Source organism: Halalkalicoccus subterraneus, from assembly GCF_003697815.1.
GTDB lineage: Archaea > Halobacteriota > Halobacteria > Halobacteriales > Halalkalicoccaceae > Halalkalicoccus > Halalkalicoccus subterraneus.
In genome coordinates this window covers 238,856-258,095 of sequence record NZ_RDQG01000085.1, presented here as the reverse complement: position 1 = coordinate 258,095, position 19,240 = coordinate 238,856, and the positions used below count along the sequence as shown (strand labels likewise).

General features: G+C 51.1%; 21 protein-coding genes and 2 pseudogenes. 13 read left to right on the top strand and 10 right to left on the bottom strand.

What is annotated here, in order from left to right; genetic code table 11:
- Positions 1 to 4: 4 nt before the first annotated feature.
- Both EAO80_RS18525 and EAO80_RS18520 read left to right on the top strand, forming a co-directional pair.
- Positions 5 to 841, top strand: coding sequence for an SDR family NAD(P)-dependent oxidoreductase (locus EAO80_RS18525; protein ID WP_122091294.1), 837 nt, complete (start codon positions 5 to 7; stop codon positions 839 to 841).
- Between the two features lie 276 nt (positions 842 to 1,117).
- Entirely contained in the window at positions 1,118 to 2,245 is a 1,128-nt protein-coding gene (locus EAO80_RS18520) for a cytochrome P450 (protein ID WP_122091293.1), read from the top strand.
- 287 nt (positions 2,246 to 2,532) lie between these two features.
- Here EAO80_RS18520 and EAO80_RS18515 read toward each other — a convergent pair whose 3' ends face one another.
- Both EAO80_RS18515 and EAO80_RS18510 read right to left on the bottom strand, forming a co-directional pair.
- Positions 2,533 to 3,384: a cytochrome P450 family protein gene (locus tag EAO80_RS18515; protein WP_245998722.1), complete on the bottom strand. Its 852-nt coding sequence runs from the start codon at positions 3,382 to 3,384 to the stop codon at positions 2,533 to 2,535.
- Positions 3,385 to 3,740: 356 nt separating this feature from the next.
- On the bottom strand, positions 3,741 to 4,361 hold the full coding sequence (locus tag EAO80_RS18510; RefSeq protein WP_122091292.1) for a TetR/AcrR family transcriptional regulator: 621 nt from the start codon (positions 4,359 to 4,361) through the stop codon (positions 3,741 to 3,743).
- Positions 4,362 to 4,917: 556 nt separating this feature from the next.
- Between EAO80_RS18510 and EAO80_RS20930 the strand changes: the two are divergent.
- Positions 4,918 to 5,013 (top strand): annotated as a pseudogene (locus tag EAO80_RS20930) (trimeric intracellular cation channel family protein); the annotation flags it as partial.
- A gap of 86 nt (positions 5,014 to 5,099) precedes the next feature.
- Here EAO80_RS20930 and gvpJ read toward each other — a convergent pair.
- The 4 genes from gvpJ to EAO80_RS18485 all read right to left on the bottom strand — a co-directional run bounded on the left by gvpJ (position 5,100) and on the right by EAO80_RS18485 (position 7,120).
- Positions 5,100 to 5,408, bottom strand: coding sequence for a gas vesicle protein GvpJ (gene gvpJ, locus EAO80_RS18500; RefSeq protein ID WP_122091291.1), 309 nt, complete (start codon positions 5,406 to 5,408; stop codon positions 5,100 to 5,102).
- A complete protein-coding gene (gene gvpL / locus EAO80_RS18495) occupies positions 5,398 to 6,183 on the bottom strand; it encodes a gas vesicle protein GvpL (protein ID WP_122091290.1) in 786 nt (261 codons plus the stop codon). The genes gvpJ and gvpL overlap by 11 nt, the downstream gene beginning before the upstream one ends.
- Positions 6,176 to 6,571 (bottom strand): gas vesicle protein GvpK, encoded by a 396-nt coding sequence (gene gvpK / locus EAO80_RS18490; protein WP_122091289.1) that lies wholly within the window; start codon positions 6,569 to 6,571, stop codon positions 6,176 to 6,178. Before gvpK ends, gvpL begins: the two co-directional genes overlap by 8 nt.
- Before the next feature lie 84 nt (positions 6,572 to 6,655).
- Positions 6,656 to 7,120 carry a gas vesicle protein gene (locus tag EAO80_RS18485; RefSeq protein WP_122091288.1) on the bottom strand — a complete coding sequence of 155 codons (465 nt, stop codon included), beginning with the start codon at positions 7,118 to 7,120 and terminating at the stop codon, positions 6,656 to 6,658.
- 222 nt (positions 7,121 to 7,342) lie between these two features.
- On the opposite strand from EAO80_RS18485, the gene EAO80_RS18480 reads away from it, so the two are divergent.
- The 4 genes from EAO80_RS18480 to EAO80_RS18465 all read left to right on the top strand — a co-directional run bounded on the left by EAO80_RS18480 (position 7,343) and on the right by EAO80_RS18465 (position 10,690).
- A complete protein-coding gene (locus EAO80_RS18480) occupies positions 7,343 to 7,951 on the top strand; it encodes a TetR/AcrR family transcriptional regulator (protein ID WP_122091287.1) in 609 nt (202 codons plus the stop codon).
- Between the two features lie 563 nt (positions 7,952 to 8,514).
- Positions 8,515 to 8,973 carry a zinc ribbon domain-containing protein gene (locus EAO80_RS18475; RefSeq protein WP_122091286.1) on the top strand — a complete coding sequence of 153 codons (459 nt, stop codon included), beginning with the start codon at positions 8,515 to 8,517 and terminating at the stop codon, positions 8,971 to 8,973.
- Between the two features lie 7 nt (positions 8,974 to 8,980).
- Positions 8,981 to 9,589 (top strand): TetR/AcrR family transcriptional regulator, encoded by a 609-nt coding sequence (locus EAO80_RS18470; protein WP_122091331.1) that lies wholly within the window; start codon positions 8,981 to 8,983, stop codon positions 9,587 to 9,589.
- Positions 9,590 to 9,703: 114 nt separating this feature from the next.
- A complete protein-coding gene (locus EAO80_RS18465) occupies positions 9,704 to 10,690 on the top strand; it encodes a polyprenyl synthetase family protein (RefSeq protein ID WP_162994084.1) in 987 nt (328 codons plus the stop codon).
- Positions 10,691 to 12,066: 1,376 nt separating this feature from the next.
- Here the strand turns inward: EAO80_RS18465 and EAO80_RS18460 are convergent.
- The 3 genes from EAO80_RS18460 to EAO80_RS20530 form a co-directional block, all read right to left on the bottom strand.
- The gene (locus EAO80_RS18460) at positions 12,067 to 12,441 is read right to left on the bottom strand and encodes a PIN domain-containing protein (RefSeq protein ID WP_122091284.1); all 375 of its coding nucleotides are present in this window, start codon (positions 12,439 to 12,441) and stop codon (positions 12,067 to 12,069) included.
- Positions 12,442 to 12,672 carry an AbrB/MazE/SpoVT family DNA-binding domain-containing protein gene (locus EAO80_RS18455; protein WP_122091283.1) on the bottom strand — a complete coding sequence of 77 codons (231 nt, stop codon included), beginning with the start codon at positions 12,670 to 12,672 and terminating at the stop codon, positions 12,442 to 12,444. It abuts the gene before it with no gap.
- A gap of 350 nt (positions 12,673 to 13,022) precedes the next feature.
- Positions 13,023 to 13,163: a hypothetical protein gene (locus EAO80_RS20530; protein WP_245998721.1), complete on the bottom strand. Its 141-nt coding sequence runs from the start codon at positions 13,161 to 13,163 to the stop codon at positions 13,023 to 13,025.
- A 312-nt stretch (positions 13,164 to 13,475) separates the two neighbouring features.
- Here EAO80_RS20530 and EAO80_RS18445 point away from each other — a divergent pair, with 312 nt between their 5' ends.
- Positions 13,476 to 14,423, top strand: coding sequence for a VOC family protein (locus EAO80_RS18445; protein WP_122091282.1), 948 nt, complete (start codon positions 13,476 to 13,478; stop codon positions 14,421 to 14,423).
- Positions 14,416 to 15,075 carry an alpha/beta hydrolase gene (locus tag EAO80_RS18440; RefSeq protein WP_122091281.1) on the top strand — a complete coding sequence of 220 codons (660 nt, stop codon included), beginning with the start codon at positions 14,416 to 14,418 and terminating at the stop codon, positions 15,073 to 15,075. Before EAO80_RS18445 ends, EAO80_RS18440 begins: the two co-directional genes overlap by 8 nt.
- A gap of 179 nt (positions 15,076 to 15,254) precedes the next feature.
- Here the strand turns inward: EAO80_RS18440 and EAO80_RS20695 are convergent, their stop codons facing one another.
- On the bottom strand, positions 15,255 to 15,383 hold the full coding sequence (locus EAO80_RS20695) for a hypothetical protein (RefSeq protein ID WP_281273061.1): 129 nt from the start codon (positions 15,381 to 15,383) through the stop codon (positions 15,255 to 15,257).
- A gap of 395 nt (positions 15,384 to 15,778) precedes the next feature.
- Between EAO80_RS20695 and EAO80_RS18430 the strand changes: the two are divergent.
- The 4 genes and pseudogenes from EAO80_RS18430 to EAO80_RS18415 all read left to right on the top strand — a co-directional run bounded on the left by EAO80_RS18430 (position 15,779) and on the right by EAO80_RS18415 (position 19,162).
- A pseudogene (locus EAO80_RS18430) lies at positions 15,779 to 16,820 on the top strand (LLM class flavin-dependent oxidoreductase).
- A 462-nt stretch (positions 16,821 to 17,282) separates the two neighbouring features.
- Positions 17,283 to 17,564 carry a hypothetical protein gene (locus tag EAO80_RS18425; protein WP_122091330.1) on the top strand — a complete coding sequence of 94 codons (282 nt, stop codon included), beginning with the start codon at positions 17,283 to 17,285 and terminating at the stop codon, positions 17,562 to 17,564.
- Between the two features lie 217 nt (positions 17,565 to 17,781).
- A complete protein-coding gene (locus EAO80_RS20125) occupies positions 17,782 to 17,991 on the top strand; it encodes a hypothetical protein (RefSeq protein ID WP_122091280.1) in 210 nt (69 codons plus the stop codon).
- Positions 17,992 to 18,271: 280 nt separating this feature from the next.
- Positions 18,272 to 19,162: an endonuclease/exonuclease/phosphatase family protein gene (locus tag EAO80_RS18415; RefSeq protein WP_122091329.1), complete on the top strand. Its 891-nt coding sequence runs from the start codon at positions 18,272 to 18,274 to the stop codon at positions 19,160 to 19,162.
- The last annotated feature ends 78 nt before the right edge of the window (positions 19,163 to 19,240 follow it).

The following is a 19,240-nucleotide window of genomic DNA, read 5'->3' as shown; positions in this document are numbered from 1 at the left end:
ATTCATGAATGGACTAGATGGGAAGACGGCTGTCGTAACGGGAGCCGCATCAGGAATTGGGCGTGCATCGGCACGACGCTTTGCCGAGGAAGGGGCGAACGTCGTCGTCGCGGACATCGATGCGGCGGCTGGCCGTGAGACAGTTGATCTGATCGAGGATGCCAGCGGTAGTGCAACGTTCGCTGAGATTGATGTCTCTGATCTTAAATCAGTCGAGCGGATGATCGACGTTGCGGTTGACACTTATGGAAGCCTTGATTTTGCGCATAACAATGCAGGAATCCTCACGGGCTTTTCAGGGGTTGCCGATATCACGGACGAAGAGTGGGAACGGATCATCGCTATCAACCTGAAAGGCATTTGGACTTGCATGAAGGCCGAGCTCTCTATCATGGAGAGACAGGGCGGTGGCGCGATCGTCAACACGGCCTCCGAGGCTGGCTTAGTGGGGATGGGTGGGCTCTCCAGCTATTCGGCTAGCAAACATGGCGTCGTCGGTCTGACGAAATCAGCCGCTCTTGAGTACGCTAGTCGTGACATTCGAATCAACGCGATCGCTCCGGGTCCCACGAAGACGAATATCCAATCAGGTCTGCTAGGTGGGTCCGGTAAGTCGTCGATAACTCTACTGGACCGAATTGGAATGGCAGTCGAACTAGTTCGAATGGCAATCCAAACGATCGGAGCCGACTACGATACGTCCGCCATGCGAGACGTGCCGATGGACCGAATCGCCGAGCCCAAAGAGATGGCCGGTGTGGTCGCGTTCCTCTGTTCATTCGACGCATCCTACATGACGGGCCACACGCTGCCCGTTGACGGCGGTCAGGCGGCTGATTGAGCAGGGACCGAATGGGTCGAACGAACGACGCCAAACCCTCCCGAATTCGGTGAACCTCGTTGCCTTCTTCGGTCAGAATGTCGTGTTAGTTCCGCGTCGTGCGGTTAAACACCGGGCCGATTATAGAGAATATCGATTGTTCTGACCGACGAATCAACTGGAGCACGGCTAACCGAAAGACCTACATTCTTAATTAATTGATCAATTAACGTGGGCCAGCAAGATCCCGGACCCGATATTCGACCGCCAGACGAACTTACCGTAGAAGAACGTCTGATGGACCCGTTTCCGTGGTACGAGACGATGCGCGAGACCAAACCCGTGCGCTATGATGAGCGTCGTGAATGTTGGGATCTCTTTCGCTACGAGGATGTCAAGCGGACTCTCTCCGATTACGAGACGTTCACCTCAACGGGTGCGTCAGATTTCGATCCGAACGGAAATCTGGGTACTCTCCTTATTGACGAGGATCCGCCAGAGCACGATCGGCTTCGAGGCGTTGTCGAGGAGTACTTTCGACCTGGAAACCTCAGGGGTCTTCGCCCGTCAATTCGATCGATTGTCGACGATCGCCTTGATCAGGCACTCGAAGACGGAAATGAAATCGACGCTATCAGCGAGTTGACCGCCCCGGTGACCATCTCGACCATTTCCCGGCTCCTCGGCGTTCCTGAAGACGACTGGGACCTAGTCAGGCAATGGTCAAGTACGATGATCAGTGATGAAAGTGGACGCGATGCCATCATGGAAGGGATTGGGAAGATGTACGAATATTTTAGCGGTCTCTTGGAGGACCGTCGCCGGAATCCGGAAAGCGACCTGATCTCAGTCATCGCGGGCTCGGAGTCGGTTGGCGAACCGACTCTCTCCCCATCTGAACAGCGGGCGTTCTGTGTCTTCCTCTTTCTTGCCGGCCACTCCACGACGACACACGCCGTCGGAAACGCCCTGTGGACCCTCGAAGAGACCGGGGAGTACGAGCGGCTTCGTGACGGAGAGCTCGACTGGCAGATGATGTTCAACGAGGTCCTCCGATATCGAGGACCGGTGCAGTCGATCTCCGGGCGGCGAACTACCGAAGTGGTCGAACTCAATGGAACGGAGATCCCTAAAGGTGAACGGGTCGTCTCCTGGATCGGGTCTGCCAATCGGGATCCAGCCGTCTTCGATGATCCTGAGGAATTCTATCCTACTCGAACACCGAATCGTCACATCGCGTTCGGATTCGGGCCCCACTACTGTCTCGGGGCCCCGCTGGCGAAATTAGAGGGGGACGTCATCCTCGACGCCGTCACGGATCACGTCGAACGACTTGAAGTCGACGAGGGTCCTTCTGAATCCGTCGAACTGGCGACCAGCTACGGATTCGATCGGCTCCCAATGACGTTTCATCCACGTAGCTAGCGCTACTCAGATCACGATCGTCCTCCCGCTTTGGCCACACAAATCGCGGACATTGCGTTGGGTATCTCGAGCGGTGACTACGGTCGTTGTTCAGTTGAGCACGTGACTGCTGTTGTCGGCAGCGTATAGCTGGTACTGGACGAGGCGTCAGCCAAACAGAGAAGACGAGAGTACTGGCCATACTACCAATTGATAGCGATCAGACGGCCGATTGATCGGTCGCCTCTCGTTCGATGACCGAGTTCCACTACATCAATACGTGAACAGAACAACTGGTAATATCGGTGCTATCCTTCGGGATGAGCATCTATACGCACGTCACAGGGAAGCGATTCGAGACTATAGAGACTACTCAACGGCTGGAGATCCGATAGATCCGCGTCCAGCCGGTCGAAGCGTTCAAGCAATTGCCCCAAAGCTACGTCTGCTTCCATCCGTGCGAGATGAGCACCCAAACAGAGTGTCAGAACATCTCCGGTCTGGATATGCTGGTCGTTCAGCTTGACGTCCTCTGTCGCGATTCGTTTTAGCGACTGGATCGGGGATCGATATCGGAGTGCTGCTTCGATAGCTTGTTCGCGATTGACTGTCCCTGTCCGAACGTCGTTTGTGATCCCCGCTTCCTCAAGTGACCAGATCGTATTGGTGAGGAGGTTTGTCGTCGTAATATTGCCTGCGAGAAGGAGGAGGATACAGAACCTAACCCTTTCTCCTCTGGATAGGTCCTCTGCGTTCGCTGCAAGCGTAACGAGGTCGTCGCCGTCGCCCCCCTGGCGCTCTTCCAGTAATTTTGCAAAGTACCTCTCCATCTTCTGTTGGGCCTGTTGCTGTCCCTGCTGGACCCGTTGTATCTCTTCTTGTGTATCGTCTTCGGGCCGCGAAACGAGTGCATCCGACCACTCCTTGAACTGCTCGCGGCGATCAGCGGGGATTCCCAGTAGTTCAGCGATAACGATGACCGGAACCGGAATCGCAAACTCGTTAACGAAATCGAATTGCTGCTTGTTATCAAGGTCATCCAGCAATTTTGCTGTTACTTTCTCTACTTGGAGCTGATACTCCCGTATCGCTCCCGGCTGGAATCGTTCGTCAATAAATCCTCGAAGGCGATTATGTTCTGGCGGGTCCGTCGTGATCATCGATTGTAACATCGGCATATCACCACTCCCGCCATTTGAGGCGTTGTCTTCCAGGGTGCGATTAGCCGTAAACGCGTCGTGATCTTTGAGAACGTAGTTTACGTCCTCATATCGAAACACGTCCCATGTTTCCCGTCGTAATGAACGGGATCTTCCTGACGCATCTCAGCGTCCATCCGAACGGCGAGAGCTGCCCCTCGTGGTCTCGAATGGATTCCGGTGACTGACCCACTCCAACGACTGATCTAGATGACTAGACATATTAATTAAATATAGGCCTTTTGGTATTGGCTAGCAGCACAGTAACAGGCACCGAAACGCAAAGTGACCATCGAAACGATAGCAGCAGCCTGAGTCTAACTCTCGATGGAAATGTCGTCTACCACGCCATCAAGGATCGTCCGACCACGTTCGGTAATGCCGTCCCGATTCGTCGTCGTACGAGTATGGATCGTCTGCTTGAGCAGGAAGAGAAGGTGATCCGCCGTCAGCTCCGGCTCCACTGGCCGGAACCGTTCGCGTTCGATGCCCGCACGGAGTATCTGCGTGACAGTTTCCCTGAGCCGGTTCTCCACCCGTGTCGTTTCTGCCCGGAACTCGTCGTCCCACGTTGCGTGTGCCCACAGTTCGACGAACACCCGCGAGGTCCCCTTTTGTATGTCTGATGGAGGAGAAAACATGACCTGTTCGACCTGCTCCGATTGTGGATGGAGAATCTGCTCGATAAACCGTTGTAGCTCCGCTTCCGGGTTAGTAATCGGCTGTTCGGCTCGCTGACCGACAAATATCTCGATAAAGACATCGAGCATCGAGAGGAGAAGTTCGTCTTTGCTATCGAAGTAATGGTATATCAGGGACGGATTTTGGCCGAGCTCATCACCGATATCTTTGATCGAGAGATCCGCATAGCCATGTGTAATGAGTGCACGGAAGGCCGCTTCTCTAATACGTTGTTCAGTTTTAGGATAGTCACTCATCGTATCAACAAGATGTAGAGCAACGGTTTATAAGCCTCTCTGTAACGATTAGGAAGAAGAATCGGCTGCGAATCATCTAAGTGGTAGTCAGACATGGACTCACATGTACTGCTACCAAACATTAGTCTCTGACCACAGAGCCTTCGATTCGGACGAAACTCTCGCTTTTGCGATCGTTGTTACAAATGATGCAATCGTATTGATTGACGATCTTGCGGGTTGTGATACAGCAACATCTGTTTGTGTCGAGGTTCCTGGTTCAATTGGTCTGGTGTATTCAACTTGATCACGCCTGCTGTTGGAGGCACCAACTATGAATGAAAAGAACGACTTCGGAAACGAGAGGATCGAAGATATCATCATCGGGTTCACGATTGTTTCATAAGATTACAGCCGTCTTTGGATACAACCCCAAGGACAATGTAAGCCGAGATTGGGGGTGATTTACCGTATCCCCACCGAAATTCTAATCGAGAACGCAATACTACGTCTCCGGTATATCAGAAACATCCGTGAGACAGAGCGCTCAAGAGACCTGCTCTCCAAGCAATAATCCGTGAGCCAGGATTTCATCGGAGCACTCTTCGGTGACCCATTCGCGGTTACGAACACTATTGATTTAGTTGCATTTGCGCTCGTTGGGTCAGCCAAGAACATGATCTGGAACAGAAATGTCTCGTAGTATATGATAGGCCTGCGAAGGCATAGCCAGCAGAGTCGTTTCGCAAAAGAGGTATCTTATTCCTGTGAATCGAGCTCTCTGTGGTGACTATCTTCTTCGGTAGGAGTATCATTGACAGTCGGATCTCTTCCGTGCTGAGCAAGATACTCATCGTCAATATGGCGCACTGCGGGGTCCCAATCAGTCATGATACCGTATTTGACCATCAGTTCCATATTAGCGATCGCTGCCTGGAGACGTACGGCCACGAGTGGAATATCATTTACCGTAATCAAGAGATCAGCATTGAGAATTGCCCCTTTGTTTAACGCTCGATTCAAGAGACCAGCAACACCTTCTTCGACGGATTCGTCTTTAGGCTCCATTTTCAGTGACCTTAGTATTGGCTGCAGTGGGTCCTAGTGATCCTACAAACGAGTAGGGAAGCCAGGGGCCTGTAAATACAATTTCGACGCCATCCTCATCGTTGATTTCATCTAGTACCTGTTTTAGTCCCTGTATCTCGTGATCGGAGACGAGACAGGATACCGTGAGAACGTTCCGTCCCCGCTCTTCGTCGAGGTCGTCATCAAGATCTTCTTCAGTAATTTTGTCAACAACTGAATCAATCCGCTGGAAATAGGACTGGAAACGGGCTTTCACGTTCTCAGCTATCTCCCGTTGGCGCTGTTTATCCCGTTTCATTTCCTCGAAAAACGCTGCGCCACCAGCGTCTTCAGTTACAGAGGATTGATCCGCTTCCTCGATCAGTAACTCTTCTTCACAATAGATACGGACTCCGTATTCGTCCATTTGGGCCAGTGTTTCCAATCGCTCAGAGATCTGCTCGATGTGATCAGCAAGAAAACGCCGTACGGCATCTTCGCTCTCGAAGATCGTATCGAACGTCATTGGAAGGGCAGGCCCGAGTTCGGCTGCTACACGTTCGATGGTCTCATTGTGCTGTTTAATCCACGTCTCTGCCTGTTCTCTCTCGTCGGTATCGTATGCTTCAGCCGCACACTTGTGGACGACAGCTCCGATTCCCTGCTCGAGGAGCACCGAAACGGGTTCATCATCGACTCCGCTTCCGAACGATTGCTTATCTTCGATCTCCGCTTCGATATCAGCGAAACAGTAGGTGTACAGGCTATCACTCATCCCTATCGACCTCCGGTGTATCGAGAGCTGATTGGGTATCAGTCGAGTCCACAATAGATCCTTGCGCTTGCTCTTGCTCTGCGATCTCCTCAACCCATGCGTCCGGATTGAGCGCGGTGTTGAGGACGTCATCGATAGTTCGATCGAGCTGCTTTTTGGTTTCAGAAGCCGTCTCGTCGAGATCGTGTTCGTCTTCGATCTGCTGAATGGTTTCGTCCAGATCCATCAGTGACTGTCCAAGTTGCTCGGCCGCTTCATCGTCGAGAACACCTTTTTCGACCAGATTGAGTGCCTGTTCATCGATGACCTCCTTGAGGATCTCGACAACGGCCATAATGAGCCCTAACAATCCCTGTTCGAGTTCTTCCTCATCTACTTCCACTGTCATGGGCTATTGGCCTCGGGCACCGGTGTGTCCGATCTATACCGTCGTTTCGATCCGATGACGGTAGTGAATCCAGTCTTTCTCACATTACTCCTCCGTAGATCGATCTCGATCATCGTCGATTTCTGGTCCCTCAGCAACTATCTCTGGTGTGTCCGTCTGCGATGATTCAAGAGAGCCTGAGTTACCCGGTGAGTTCTCTTCGTCCTCCAAGCGCTTTGCCCGAGCACTCTGCCACCCACACCATGGGCACTCATCGGTTAGAAGTACCTCTTTTTCGACACGCTTGCCACATTGAAGGCATGCTTCGTTACGCGCTTTTGCTTCGGCGAACGCTCGTGTTTCTTCTGTCCCAGCGGGAAACTCGAGACCGTACTCAGCTGCTGTCTCGAACGAAGCTAGTGCAGCACGGATCTTGATGCCGAGCAGTTCTGTCCCAGCTACGTCAATAACGACGTCAGCATTGATTACTAACCCTTTATCGAGGATTCGATCAATAGCACCCGCAAGACCGTCGTCTAACTGCTGGTCTCTGGTTGGTTCAACGCTCATTAGTGACCCCTCTGTTGTGTCGTTCGACCGCCTCTCTTTCGGATACGATCCGTTTGTGGAGCCTCATGTATCGAACGAACGTTTGGTAGACAATAAACGCTCTGCTTGCCAATTTCATTAGAATAGATAACAGATCATAGAGTTTTATGTGGAAAGAAGAGTTGAACGAGAAAGCGTTCTTGAAGGGTAAAGTAGTAGGTGGCGTATCACTGAGCATACTCTATGGCGCAGTTCGTTCCGTTCGATGGGGATCCGGTGACGACACCGGATCAGATCCTTTGGGCGACGTATAAAGCTCTCTACCAGTATGGGTATGCTGGACTCTCAATTCAGCGAATCGCCGACTTTACCGATATCAACAAGTCCTCGATCTACTATCACTACGAGAACAAGGACGAACTCCTGCTTGCATTTCTTGAACGAGTTCTGGAAGATATCCAAGAGGGATTCAAGGTTGAGTCCAAATTGGATCCAGTTACTGACCTCCAGCAATTCATTGATCAGATCTTTGCGTCGACTGAGTCTGACTCTCAGGAGGTGACTCTCCCATTGGGCGCATACGTTGAAATACGGGCCCAGGCCGTCTCCAATGCGGCCTACCGAAACCGAATCGTGGATATCGATACCGCACTAAAAGAACAATTAAAATCTATTTTACAAGAGGGGATTGATCAAGGCGTTATGCAGGAACTCGATGTTGAGCAGGTTAGTGAGTACGTACTGACGACAATTGTGGGAGCAATAGAGCGCTATGCAACGACCGAAGCGATCGCTGTGGATGCTGTTCGAACGGAGCTTACTGTGTATCTTGAGCGGCGCGTTCTCATTTAGAGAAAGGAGTGTGATGTGTTGAGGACGTTCTTGATACTGATTTGTAGTAAAGAGATGGCGTGGTGATTCATTGTAGAGTGGATGTCAAGCTGATCACACCATGATGTGATATGCTTTCGAGGATAGAACCGACGAACCTGTTTCTATTCACGCTCCTACTACTAAATCAGGAAGAGGCTACTCAGAGTTGTGACTAGAACAGGATGGCTTGTGTGGAGTAATTGTCGTGATTTATATATGCCGTTATTGTAGAACAAGTATTACCAGTAACGTCGCTATACGTTTATAACCGCACATAAAGAGGTGGTTCACTATCCAACGACAGAGATGGTACCCATGTTAGGAGATCGCTGATTTATTATCTAGGTGATTCTGGTCATTACTAGTATAATGCGTTAATTTGTATTTTTGAGGGTAACTAAACGTTCGGTAACCATTAATTTTTCTGGACCACTATTTTGCTTGTTTCCTTCCCAGTGTACGTCTCCATAAGGTTTAGTAAAGATAGCCAGCTCGTTTTAAAGCGAAGCTTTTTTAATATCTAACGAACGTTCAGTATGTGTATGGTGCAAATTTCGCTCCGAAATAATCCATTGCTAGCTGCTCTCTTAGCTACCGCTGCCACTGGACTTGGGCACCTATATCTTCGCCGCTGGCTCAGAGCACTCGGCTGGTTTAGTGTGATAAGTGTTACGACAGTTCTATTTGTCTCTGATTCAACACTGTCCGCTCTCAGTTGGGGGACGATCGCCGATCCCCTTTCGGTCCTTCCACTTGTTCTTGTTGGCGTTGCTAGTGTCATTGATGCTTATATTATCGCGAGAGTTCAACAAATGTCACAACAAATGATTGATAAACGCGAAGCACTAGCTGAAGATACCGAAAGTGAAACCGACACTGAAGTGGCGTGCCCGGTTTGTAGAGAGGAGGTGGATCCATCGCTTAGCTTCTGCCAATGGTGTGGAACCAAATTCGATGATATGGATGACGATACACTAAACAAACCTGATAAACAGAGGTGAATTGATAATGGGAACTGACTCACCTGCCGAGAAGTGGAACCCTGCTGAAGAAGAGATCATGCAGGCAACCTATGAAGTTCTTCTAGATCGCGGTTACCCAGGCCTATCGATCTCCCAAATTGCGGATGAACTCGGGAAATCGAAAGCTGCCCTCTACTACCATTATGATTCCAAGGAGGACCTCTTGGTCGCTTTCCTCGAATTTGCTGTCGACCGATTCGAGACGGTAGTTAGTACTGAGACGGGAGATAATCCTGACGAAGACCTTGAGCATGTCATCGAAAAACTCTTGCCACTCCGCCCCAACGAGGAGCAGCGCCAGACCCAGGAAGTGATGATTGCCCTTCGCTCACAAGCTGTAACGAACGAAGCCTTCAAAGAACAGTTTACACAGATGGATGAACAAATCGCGGCTACTATAGAGAATATAATTAGACAGGGAATCAAGAACGGGACTTTTCGAGATGTTGACGCCACGCGGATTGCAGAGCATGTTCTTGCCATCGTTAATGGCACAATGTATACTCGGGCAACAACTACTCGAGAAGACGCGACAGCAATAACCCGTGTGTCGATCTCCTCATATCTCGATTCCGAATTGAGGTCTCACACGTGAGACTATACAATGTCAATTGTGACGAGGAAAAATCGGAAGATCAACAACTCTACATTGATAATATTCTCTTCCTATAGATATTCATAATATATGAACGGAACTTTAAATAATAGTATGAATGACGTCACGTCATTGGAAGCAGTAGTTACTGAATATTCTGATCGAATATCTGCCGAACTAGATTTTTTGTTTGCGAATGAGTTACCAGCGAGCCTATCCGAACCGATTCCGTATTCAATTGAACCTGAGGAATACCGACTTCGGGCGACACTCCTCTTACTTGTCGCCGATACTTTTGAAATTGAGAAGGACAAAACGGAAGATATTATTCCTGCAGCGCTTGCGGTAGAATTATCTTATATACTCTCTGTCGCGCATGATGACGTCATCAAGCAAAGCGAGCGACGTCAAGGAAAGCCACTGGTTGATACAAAACAGGATCAATCAATTGCAATTCTAGCAGGAGATGCTCTATTTCCAAAAGCGCTCGAGATACTCCTTGAGACGGATGCACCAGCTGAAGATCTTATCGTCTGCCAACGGAACCTACTGAGGGGGTGTAGGCATGTTTTTGAAGGCCAGATGCTCAGTTGTTCACTCAATTCCCATGAATCAGCTACAGAAACCACATATCTCAAAATGCTGCGGCTAAAGACAGGGTCTCTGTTCGCTTCATCAGCTTATATCGGCGCCATACTCGCTGGAAAGGATACGTGTATTGCTCACCAATTGGCAGAATATGGCCGTCACATAGGTGTTGCATTCCATATCTACCATAATATTCGTAAAGTCACTAGAGAACCAGATCTAGCTGGCACTATCTCGAGTCGAAACCTAGAGCCGGTGAATATTATGACGATTCACGCACACCAGTATGGGGTCGATGTTCCTGCACTTCTCGAAGGGACTGATGAAGCCTATGACTCACTCATTTCCGAACTCAAATCCGTTGGGAGCATTGCCTACGCACAAGATCGTGTCACCGAGTACGTATGGATCGCTCAGCGGTCCCTCAATCAGCTCTCTGAGCCACTCAAGGAACACCATCTCTATGAGCTTGGCAACGCGATCACAGATGATTTTGTTACGAGCTACTCGTAGAGTGATATCCAATTATCTATTCTCTATTCTTAAGAAGAATACCAAATACACTCAGTGATATATAATAACTGATTATAATATGGAAGTATATTATGGGAAATGGTCTGAATGTTATAATAGGTTTAATCGGTTATCGCTCCACGTCCAGAGGACCTGAAGGTAGATCTACAGTGCGAACCAGCAACCGAGAAACAAACTGAGAAGCCATGTGGGATTGAGAACACTGACTGATTCTCCCCCGGGAGCAAAAGCCGGAAGCAGGATAGTCACGAAAGTAACCGTAATTAAGAGACTAAGGACTGCAAATTCGTATCTCTAAGCGGATTATCGTCGGCTTCCTCATCTTGAGATGGTGCTAATTGCTCACCACGATTGCTTGATAGCGGAAAGGATTTGCTCATCCTTACATACCTCTCAATGATTAGTATTCCTTATGGTTAAATGTTACCATGGATCATGAAAAGGGAGTTCATTCTCTGGAGACAACTGTTGTCGGGAGTGGAACCTCTCAGGGGGGTCTTTGGCTAGAGCCGTCAATAGCCGTTCAAGAAGATACCCACTAGTAATCGTACCGTATGAATAACCACTTTCGTGGGGGGTGGCGTCGTGTCGTGTTAGAGGGTTGATCCGCTCTCGCGGGAATTAGGACCCGGGGACATCACTCGCCACTGACGTCAGCTGTCTTCAGGGAGTCCATTTCGAACGGCGTCTCGCCAGGAGTCTCAGATTCGTCCGGAAGGACAACACGCCGTTGCTTGTATGAGAGGCTATCCTTGCGAGATTTTTCTGTTTAACGTAGAGTCGTCCCTTTGTCAGGTCTGTGAGTACGTTGATCGTTCGACTGGCGAGTTTCTGACGTACTCTTTGTTGACGCCTGGTTCATGCTACAGAGTGCAATATGTCATTGTCCATCCGCGCAAGTTGCTGGATCGGTAGCAAGGCACTAGTTGTTAGTACAAGCTTGTCGCCACGATTAAGTGGTTCTCACCGCTAAGGGCGCGGGCGTACACGATGCTGTCATTTCTAATGAACTTCCCAACAGGATAAAATAAATTTTGAACGGGTCAATATTTGGATCAACGCGCTCCTCTGGAAATGCGCGTTTTTCTCAAAGTGTCCATGACGGCCACTGGTAGAAGGCGACACCACTGAATCATCCACGAATATTGAGTATCGATAGCGACCAGTCAAATCGTATGCAGTGCGATTTTTTCTGAATAATCAGATTACTAATCAATGAGTGGGGATCGGACTAAGAATTCTTTTGTGCCGCTATGAGTTCTCGGACAAGAGATGGTTGCACAAGGCTCTGTCAGCTTGTCTGGATATTCGATGTCGTCCTCCCGAGAACCAATCAGATGTATCTCTACCCGGCATCATTCTTCTATGATATCTCGAAGGTCAAGTCGTGGTGCAAACCTCTCATAGGTGCTATCACTAGAAACAATGGTATCGCCTGCAGACTCGACGAGATGTAGCGCATCAAAGGGCGTGAAGCCATGATCTTCAACGTAGGTTGCCGCTGCGACCACGGTGTCTACGTCACCACGTACCTCCAGGAGGGTTGCAGCGTTCGCGATAACTCGCTCGGTATCCCGATCCTCGCGATACGCGACTAAGAGCAGCTCAATGAGTGTGAACTGTGAGGTCCACAGATCGTTTCGATGCTTCTGATAAACCTCCTCAGCGGCGTCTCCTAGCCAATCGTCGTCTTTGATAAGGGCGAGGAGGAAATCTACCTCAGCGTACATTCAGCGTCCAGCCTCGTTGAGTGCTGCGTCCCGTGCCTCCTTGCGAAGTTCGTCGGCTGATTGTTCGATATCTGCGAACTCTCCTCGGAGCATTGCGAGCGGATCGTCCGCAAGGGGAACGAGCTTGATTCCGTCGTGCAGTTCAACGATATGATAGCGCTCACCGTATCGTTCTCGAAGCTCCTTTGGGAGTGTGAGACGGCCCCGGTCATCGAGTTTTGTGTCCGCCATACGCTGCTCTACGATGGGTAGAAATAAATATATTCCCCTATACTATAATTTTCCCCACTATCTGTCTAGCAACACTCTCTGTGGAAGGATGAACAACTCATGATGGAACAACGGAAAATAACTGAGGAATCATGTGCAACAAACACGTGATAAGAGACATGTGATGTTGCACAAGGCTTGTCGGACTAATCACTGTGGTGTGATATACTTCCGAAGGTAGAACCAGCAAATTCAGTTCTACACCCTACACTACTACTACACCAGGGTAGGGCTGCTCGGAGTTGTCACTAGGAAGGAAGAGCTTACCCGGAGTAGTCGTCGTCGACTATGCTCTGTGTTGTATCCCATCGTTAGGACATCACGCTTCCTGTGGGGGCTTGCTCGATATCGTGATACCGATCGGCTGCCTCCTCGTCGATAACGATGAGTTTCTTGCCGCGAGGTTTCGTCTGCTTGACGTCGTCTTTACCGATCTTCTTGAGGAAGTCCATAACACGAGCCACAGTTTGCGTATGAGGCTTCGTTCCTTCTGCAGCGGTTAACACCTTTGTGATCGTCTGACTATTGAGCACGAGCCCTGCAGGTGCCTTCTCGGCGTAATCGCGAACATCGTGGACGGTGAACCGAGCACGTTTCTGATTGATCGTGAGTTCTCAATCAGCGACGTGTTTGGGGAGCATACGAATATCCATTCGAGCGGTGTTTCCGTGGTCTAGGCATAGTCTGGTGCAGACGGACTCGACAACCCCACCAGAACCGAAAGATGATTCGCCTCGGTAGGGTATTTCATCTGTTCACCAACCATGCTCTCAGATACGCTCGGTATTCACCACATCACAGGCATCGTTCGCGACGCCCAGCAGAACGTCGACTTCTACACGGGTGTCCTCGGTCTACGTCTCGTCACACAGACGGTAAACTTCAACGAGAAATTCACGCGTCACCTATTCTACGGCGACGAAGCCGGCTCACCCGGCACGAGTTTGACATTCTTCCCCTATCCTGCAGAGGACGACGGCCGAATGGGGAAACCACAGATCACTACCGCGGCACTGGTAATCCCGCCGAAGTCGGTGTCCTACTGGCGAGACCGACTCACCGAACACGGGATCTCTGTTGAGGGACCGGCCGAACGGTTCGATGAGACGGTCCTTCGATTTTTCGACCCGGACGGTACGCAACTTGAACTCGTCACCGGCGAGTCTGCCGTAGAGCCGTGGGTGAACGGACCGATTCCAACGCACCACGCGATTCGCGGCATCCATAGTGTAACACTGCTCTCGACGAACGTCTTCGTTACCGCGAGCGTGTTGAACACGCTGGGATTCGAACTCATCGATCAAGAGGGTGACCGCGTTCGGTATCGGGCACCGGGCGATCGTGCGACTGTCGTAGATCTCCTCGACCATGACAGTGACTTTGGGCGAGAGGGCGCAGGGTCGATCCACCACGTTGCTATGCGTGTCCCGGAAGAAAAACAGCTCTACGAGTGGCATGATCTCTTCCGAGAGTGCGGCTACGATGTTTCGCGGGTAACAGACCGACACTTCTTCTATTCGTTGTACGTCCGGGAACCCGGTGGGATCCTCTTCGAACTCGCAACGGAGCAACGGGGACTCACAGCGGAGGCCGACCTCGATACGCTCGGCCAGTCGTTGTTCCTTCCACCGTGGCTCGAAGAAGACCGCGAGATGATCGAGAGCCAGCTCCAACCGCTCACCGTACCATCTTTGCCTGAGTTAGATGAGTGATCCATTTACGGTCGAGTCGAGAGACGATCCCCATCAGGGACAGCCACTCGAAACTGCAGGAGCGCCACCTGAGGCGGCAGCCGCAGTCGTCATACTGCTTCACGGTCGCAGTTCAACCGCGAAGAACATCCTTCGACTCGCCGACGAATTCCATCATCATAGAGTGATGTATCTCGCTCCGCAGGCCGCCCGACGCATGTGGTATCCTCGATCAGGCTATGCACCGTTCAAAGACAACGAACCGTGGTTCTCGTCCGCTCTCGATTGTGTATCGGAGGCACTCGAAGTGGCCGCTGACGCTGACGTTCCACCCGAACGCACGCTTTTGCTCGGGTTTTCACAAGGCGGGTGTCTCGCAAGCGAGTTCGTTACCCGAAATCCCCGTCACTACGGCGGACTCGTGGTACTGTCGGGAAGTTTGCTCAGTCCAGAAGTGAGGGAAGAGTACGCCGGCTCTATCGATGGCACGTCGGTCTTTCTTGGGTGCAGCAGCGACGATCCCTATGTCACCGCTGCTCGTATTCACGAGACGGCACGTGTGTTCGAACAACTTGATGGTGAGGTAACGAGCCGGCTCTACGATGGACTGGGACACGCCATCAATGACGATGAAATGCAGACAATCAATACACTCGTTAACCACCTCGTCTGAGGAGCAGGCTCGAAGTTGTTGAGACCGTCCTAGACACGGGAGCGGCGGCATAGATTGTGAACTACTCTTACCCCTGCTCGACCTGACAGTCTTGCAACTACGATATCGACATGGATTCACGATCTATGCGTTCCAGTGCAAAGTCCACAGGCGAATCAGAGAGTATCCTTCGAAACGTCTCATAGAAGAGTCCCCAGTTCATCAATATCGATGAGTGTCCTCTTATCATCGAGTTCATCCACCAGTCCGTCAACGAACCCGGACTTCGAAAAGAGCGCGAAGCGTTCGTCCCCTCGTTTGATCCCCACCGAACGTGCTCCGTTTTCGCCTGGAGCGCTTTGACAACCCATATCCTATACCGGGTCAGTGGTCTACTTACACTCGGCCAAAAGGATCCGATCATCATCCGGTGCAAGACCGACGATATCGATTTCGTCTTCGCCGTACTACCACCGACCTCGCTCCCCGCTGGGCACAATTTGCCCGCTCAGTGGCGGGCACTAAAAACAGCCATTTCGCAGCGTTGGAGGGTGAGTAAAACATTACACGCTCATTCCACTACGACGTTGAGTGGCACTTATAGTCGAATCCGACGCGTCTAGCTGTTCGGGAGAATCGAGATTGAGAGCTGCTCGTGTTAATACCATACGTGTGTTCAAGCCAACCAGTGGGCGAACGGCGGCAGCAATCGCAGTATTGTGGTATGTACACAGTTATTATGATCTCCGTCATTGATCTCGGTAGGATCATCGTGACCACATTCGGATACTTACTCCCGACACGGGGAATCGTCTTTTCGAGCACGTCGACAATGGAACTCACCGCTCGCGCCAGCGCTGATATCGTTGCTCTCGCCCAGCGTGCCGAATCACTCGGCTACGATTCGGCGTGGGTCGGCGACAGCGTCCTCGCGAAACCGCGCTTCGAGCCACTTGTCACGCTCGGTGCCGTCGCGGCGGCAACCGATTCGATTGGGATCGGAACGGCGGTCTACCTGCCGGTGCTTCGCCATTCACGTCGCTCACATGACGGCAACACTTGATCAGGTAAGCGGTGGTCGTCTGTCCTTGGGCGTTGGAGTAGGCGTCAGACCGCCCGAACGCAAAGAGATGCGGCAATTCGGTATCGACGATGAACAGCGTGGGACGACACTCAATGAAGCGCTGGCCATCATCTCCGAACTCTGGGACGGAACCGCGGTCGATCACGACGGCGATCAGTATCACTTGGAGAATGCGGCAATCGGATTCGAACCGGCACATTCGCCATCAATCTATGTTGCATCGGCTGCCTTCGACCCAAGTCAGGGATTTCCGCGGACGATACGGCGTCGCCTCACAGAACGTGGCGACGGGTGGCTCCCGATCGCAATGGCACCCGATACGTATGCTGCAGGCTTAGACCACATTCGAGAGTTGCTCGTTAAAGCCGGCCGACCCGCCGAGGCAATCACGCCGGGCTATTATCTTGATGTAGTCATCGCTGACTCCGAATCAGAGGCCCTCAACGACGCACGCGAATTCTATTACAACTACTACGGAGATCAGGTCACCTATCAGTCCGATCGCTCGCTCTCGGACGCAGAGATCCGGAAACGTGGTGCGTTCGGAACATCCGCGGCAGTCGAATCATTGTTGGCGGAGTATGTCGAAGCGGGCGTTGAACAGTTCGTCGTCAGGTTCCCCACTACCGATCAACGTCACCAGCTTCGAGCATTTTCGTCGATCGCAAACACGATTCAGTAAGTAATTTCGTCGATTCGCAGGTCAGACCGCAAAAGCATCAGTTAAATAACGGTGATCTAGTCTCAGCGTGAAGCGCCCAAATCTCGGTCATACGCGAGCGAGTCTGAGTACAGTACCCGGAAAGAGTTCTGACCCACAGATACGTTCGATCTCTTTGAGGATGCTGTCGGTGCGCCACTGTTCGATCTACTCACTCGCTTGACTATCCGACCAGAGGATAGCATCGCGAACGGGCTTGCCATCGTTACTGCGGCAATCGTTATCGACGCGATTTAGGGCAATTACTCTCAGGTAGGCGCTACTACTATCCTGGCGGGCTTGTTCAGTAATTGAATTCATCAATGCCTCGAGACTAGTTACCATCAATAGTCCGTTGATACCAGCCCAATTAGCAGGGCTGTGAACTACCAGCTATCGAGCGCCATCACAATCTATACGGATCTATTCGCCGTTGACGTCGATATGAGTCCAACTGTTCTTGAACTACAGAACGCGATTCGCACAAATGTCGGTCGCTTTGAACGCGAGGTGAGTGCCTCGTTCACTAAAGAGGAGCTTGTCGCGATCGCGAACGAGGTGGGATATGCTGTTGAGGAGGGGTCACGACCATCGACGTCGATGATGCGAGCGGGCATCCGATGGAAGATCGGACTAAGTGAGTCCAAAGAGGCGGCCAGCGCTGGATCGTTTATTAAAGATGAGCTGCAAGCGATCGCCGACGAACTCGGCGTGCATGTAGAGTGAGGCGTTGAGAGCATGCAACTGGGTCGAAGAAAGTCAGGTTCCTAGTCCGGTCGTGCTGGGTATGGATAGCTCGAGTTGCCAGACAGGATCACTGTCGCCACTGGAAGTGTATTCCCAAATCATACTCGATTTTTCTGAACAGGCCATAGTTTGAGAGGGGGATAATTATACCATTACATAGTTCGAATATAATCGAATAACCGATGCCACAGACAAAATGATCAACCGGGTTGTTCGCATCATCGAATACAATACGGACGCTGGCGAACCCGACACGATCAGCGCCGCCCACATTCGCGTCCATCTCTGTGCGAATAGGACGTACCCCATTGAGGAAGCCAATCAGGCAACCGCCGCAGCACTCGAACGCGGCGATTTCGTTGACGAGAACGCGAAATGTGCTCCTGCGAGTCCCAATATCTACTGAAAGGCGAGTATTGTACTAGAAAAAATCTATTCCTTCTACTAGCTATTTCAACTCCAGTAGTTATCTCAATTTATAGAATTAATTTCTAGCAAATATATTATAAATAATGGTGAGTCATAGCGTCCGTATGGAACATGCGACGCCTGCTGACTGGCGATTCGAAGACTGATAGTGACAGCTGCTACATAGATATATCATCTATTTTATTATATCTAAATCGGATAGAACCCACTAGAATTTAATACATAATTATTTGTTTCATTCTCTTGAAGAGCATCCTATGGATTCAACTCCAGGGATCTCCCGACGACGATTCATACTCGGCAGCACAGCAGTGCTGGGCACCCTCATAACACCAAGACTTAGCGCTGCTTCTTTACACGACAGGTTCGTGCGAACGGTCACGTTCAATATCCGGTATTCCAATCCGGAGGACGAATACCCGTGGGAGGAACGATTTAACCGCGTCACCGGAACAATTCGAGACCTCGATCCGGACTTACTTGGTATACAAGAAGCCCAACCCAACCAGTGGGATGACCTTCGAGAGGAATTAAATGAGTTTGAGTGGCACGGCGTTGGTCGCGATGACGGTGAGCGAGAGGGCGAGTTCGCACCGCTCGCCTGGCGTCCAGACCGTTTCGAAATGATCGAAAGTGGGGAGTTCTGGTTCTCCGAGACGTCCAATGAACCCGGCAGCGTCGGGTGGAATGCCGATTTACCCCGAGTGGCAGTCTGGGCGAGACTGCGCGATCGCGAAACCGACCGTCTGTTCTGGCACGGTAACGTTCACTTCGATCACGTCGGTGAACGAGCGCGCCTCGAGTCTGCACGGATGCTCCGTGAGCGCGCTGCCGCCGAGGAGAATGCCGGCGCGACCGTAGTCGTCACGGGCGACCTGAACGCCAAGCCCTACTCGGAACCGTACTGTCTGTTACTCAAAAGCGTCGTCAACGGTATGGCGAGTCCACTGGTCGACACGATTCACCATGCCGATTCGGTTGACGGTCCGCGAGAAACCTATCATGAATTCAGCAATGAACTCAGGAGACGAATCGATTATATCCTAGTTTCACGGAGCGCCGACGTCCAGAGTTTTCGAACGCTTCCAATACGAGTCGGCGAGTTCCGGTCAGATCATCTCCCGATCGTGACTGTGCTTGATCCGTGATTCACTACATGGCGGACGATGTGTTTCTATTCAAGTATCACCACCATCTGATATGATCTGAGTCACACTCTCAAAGAG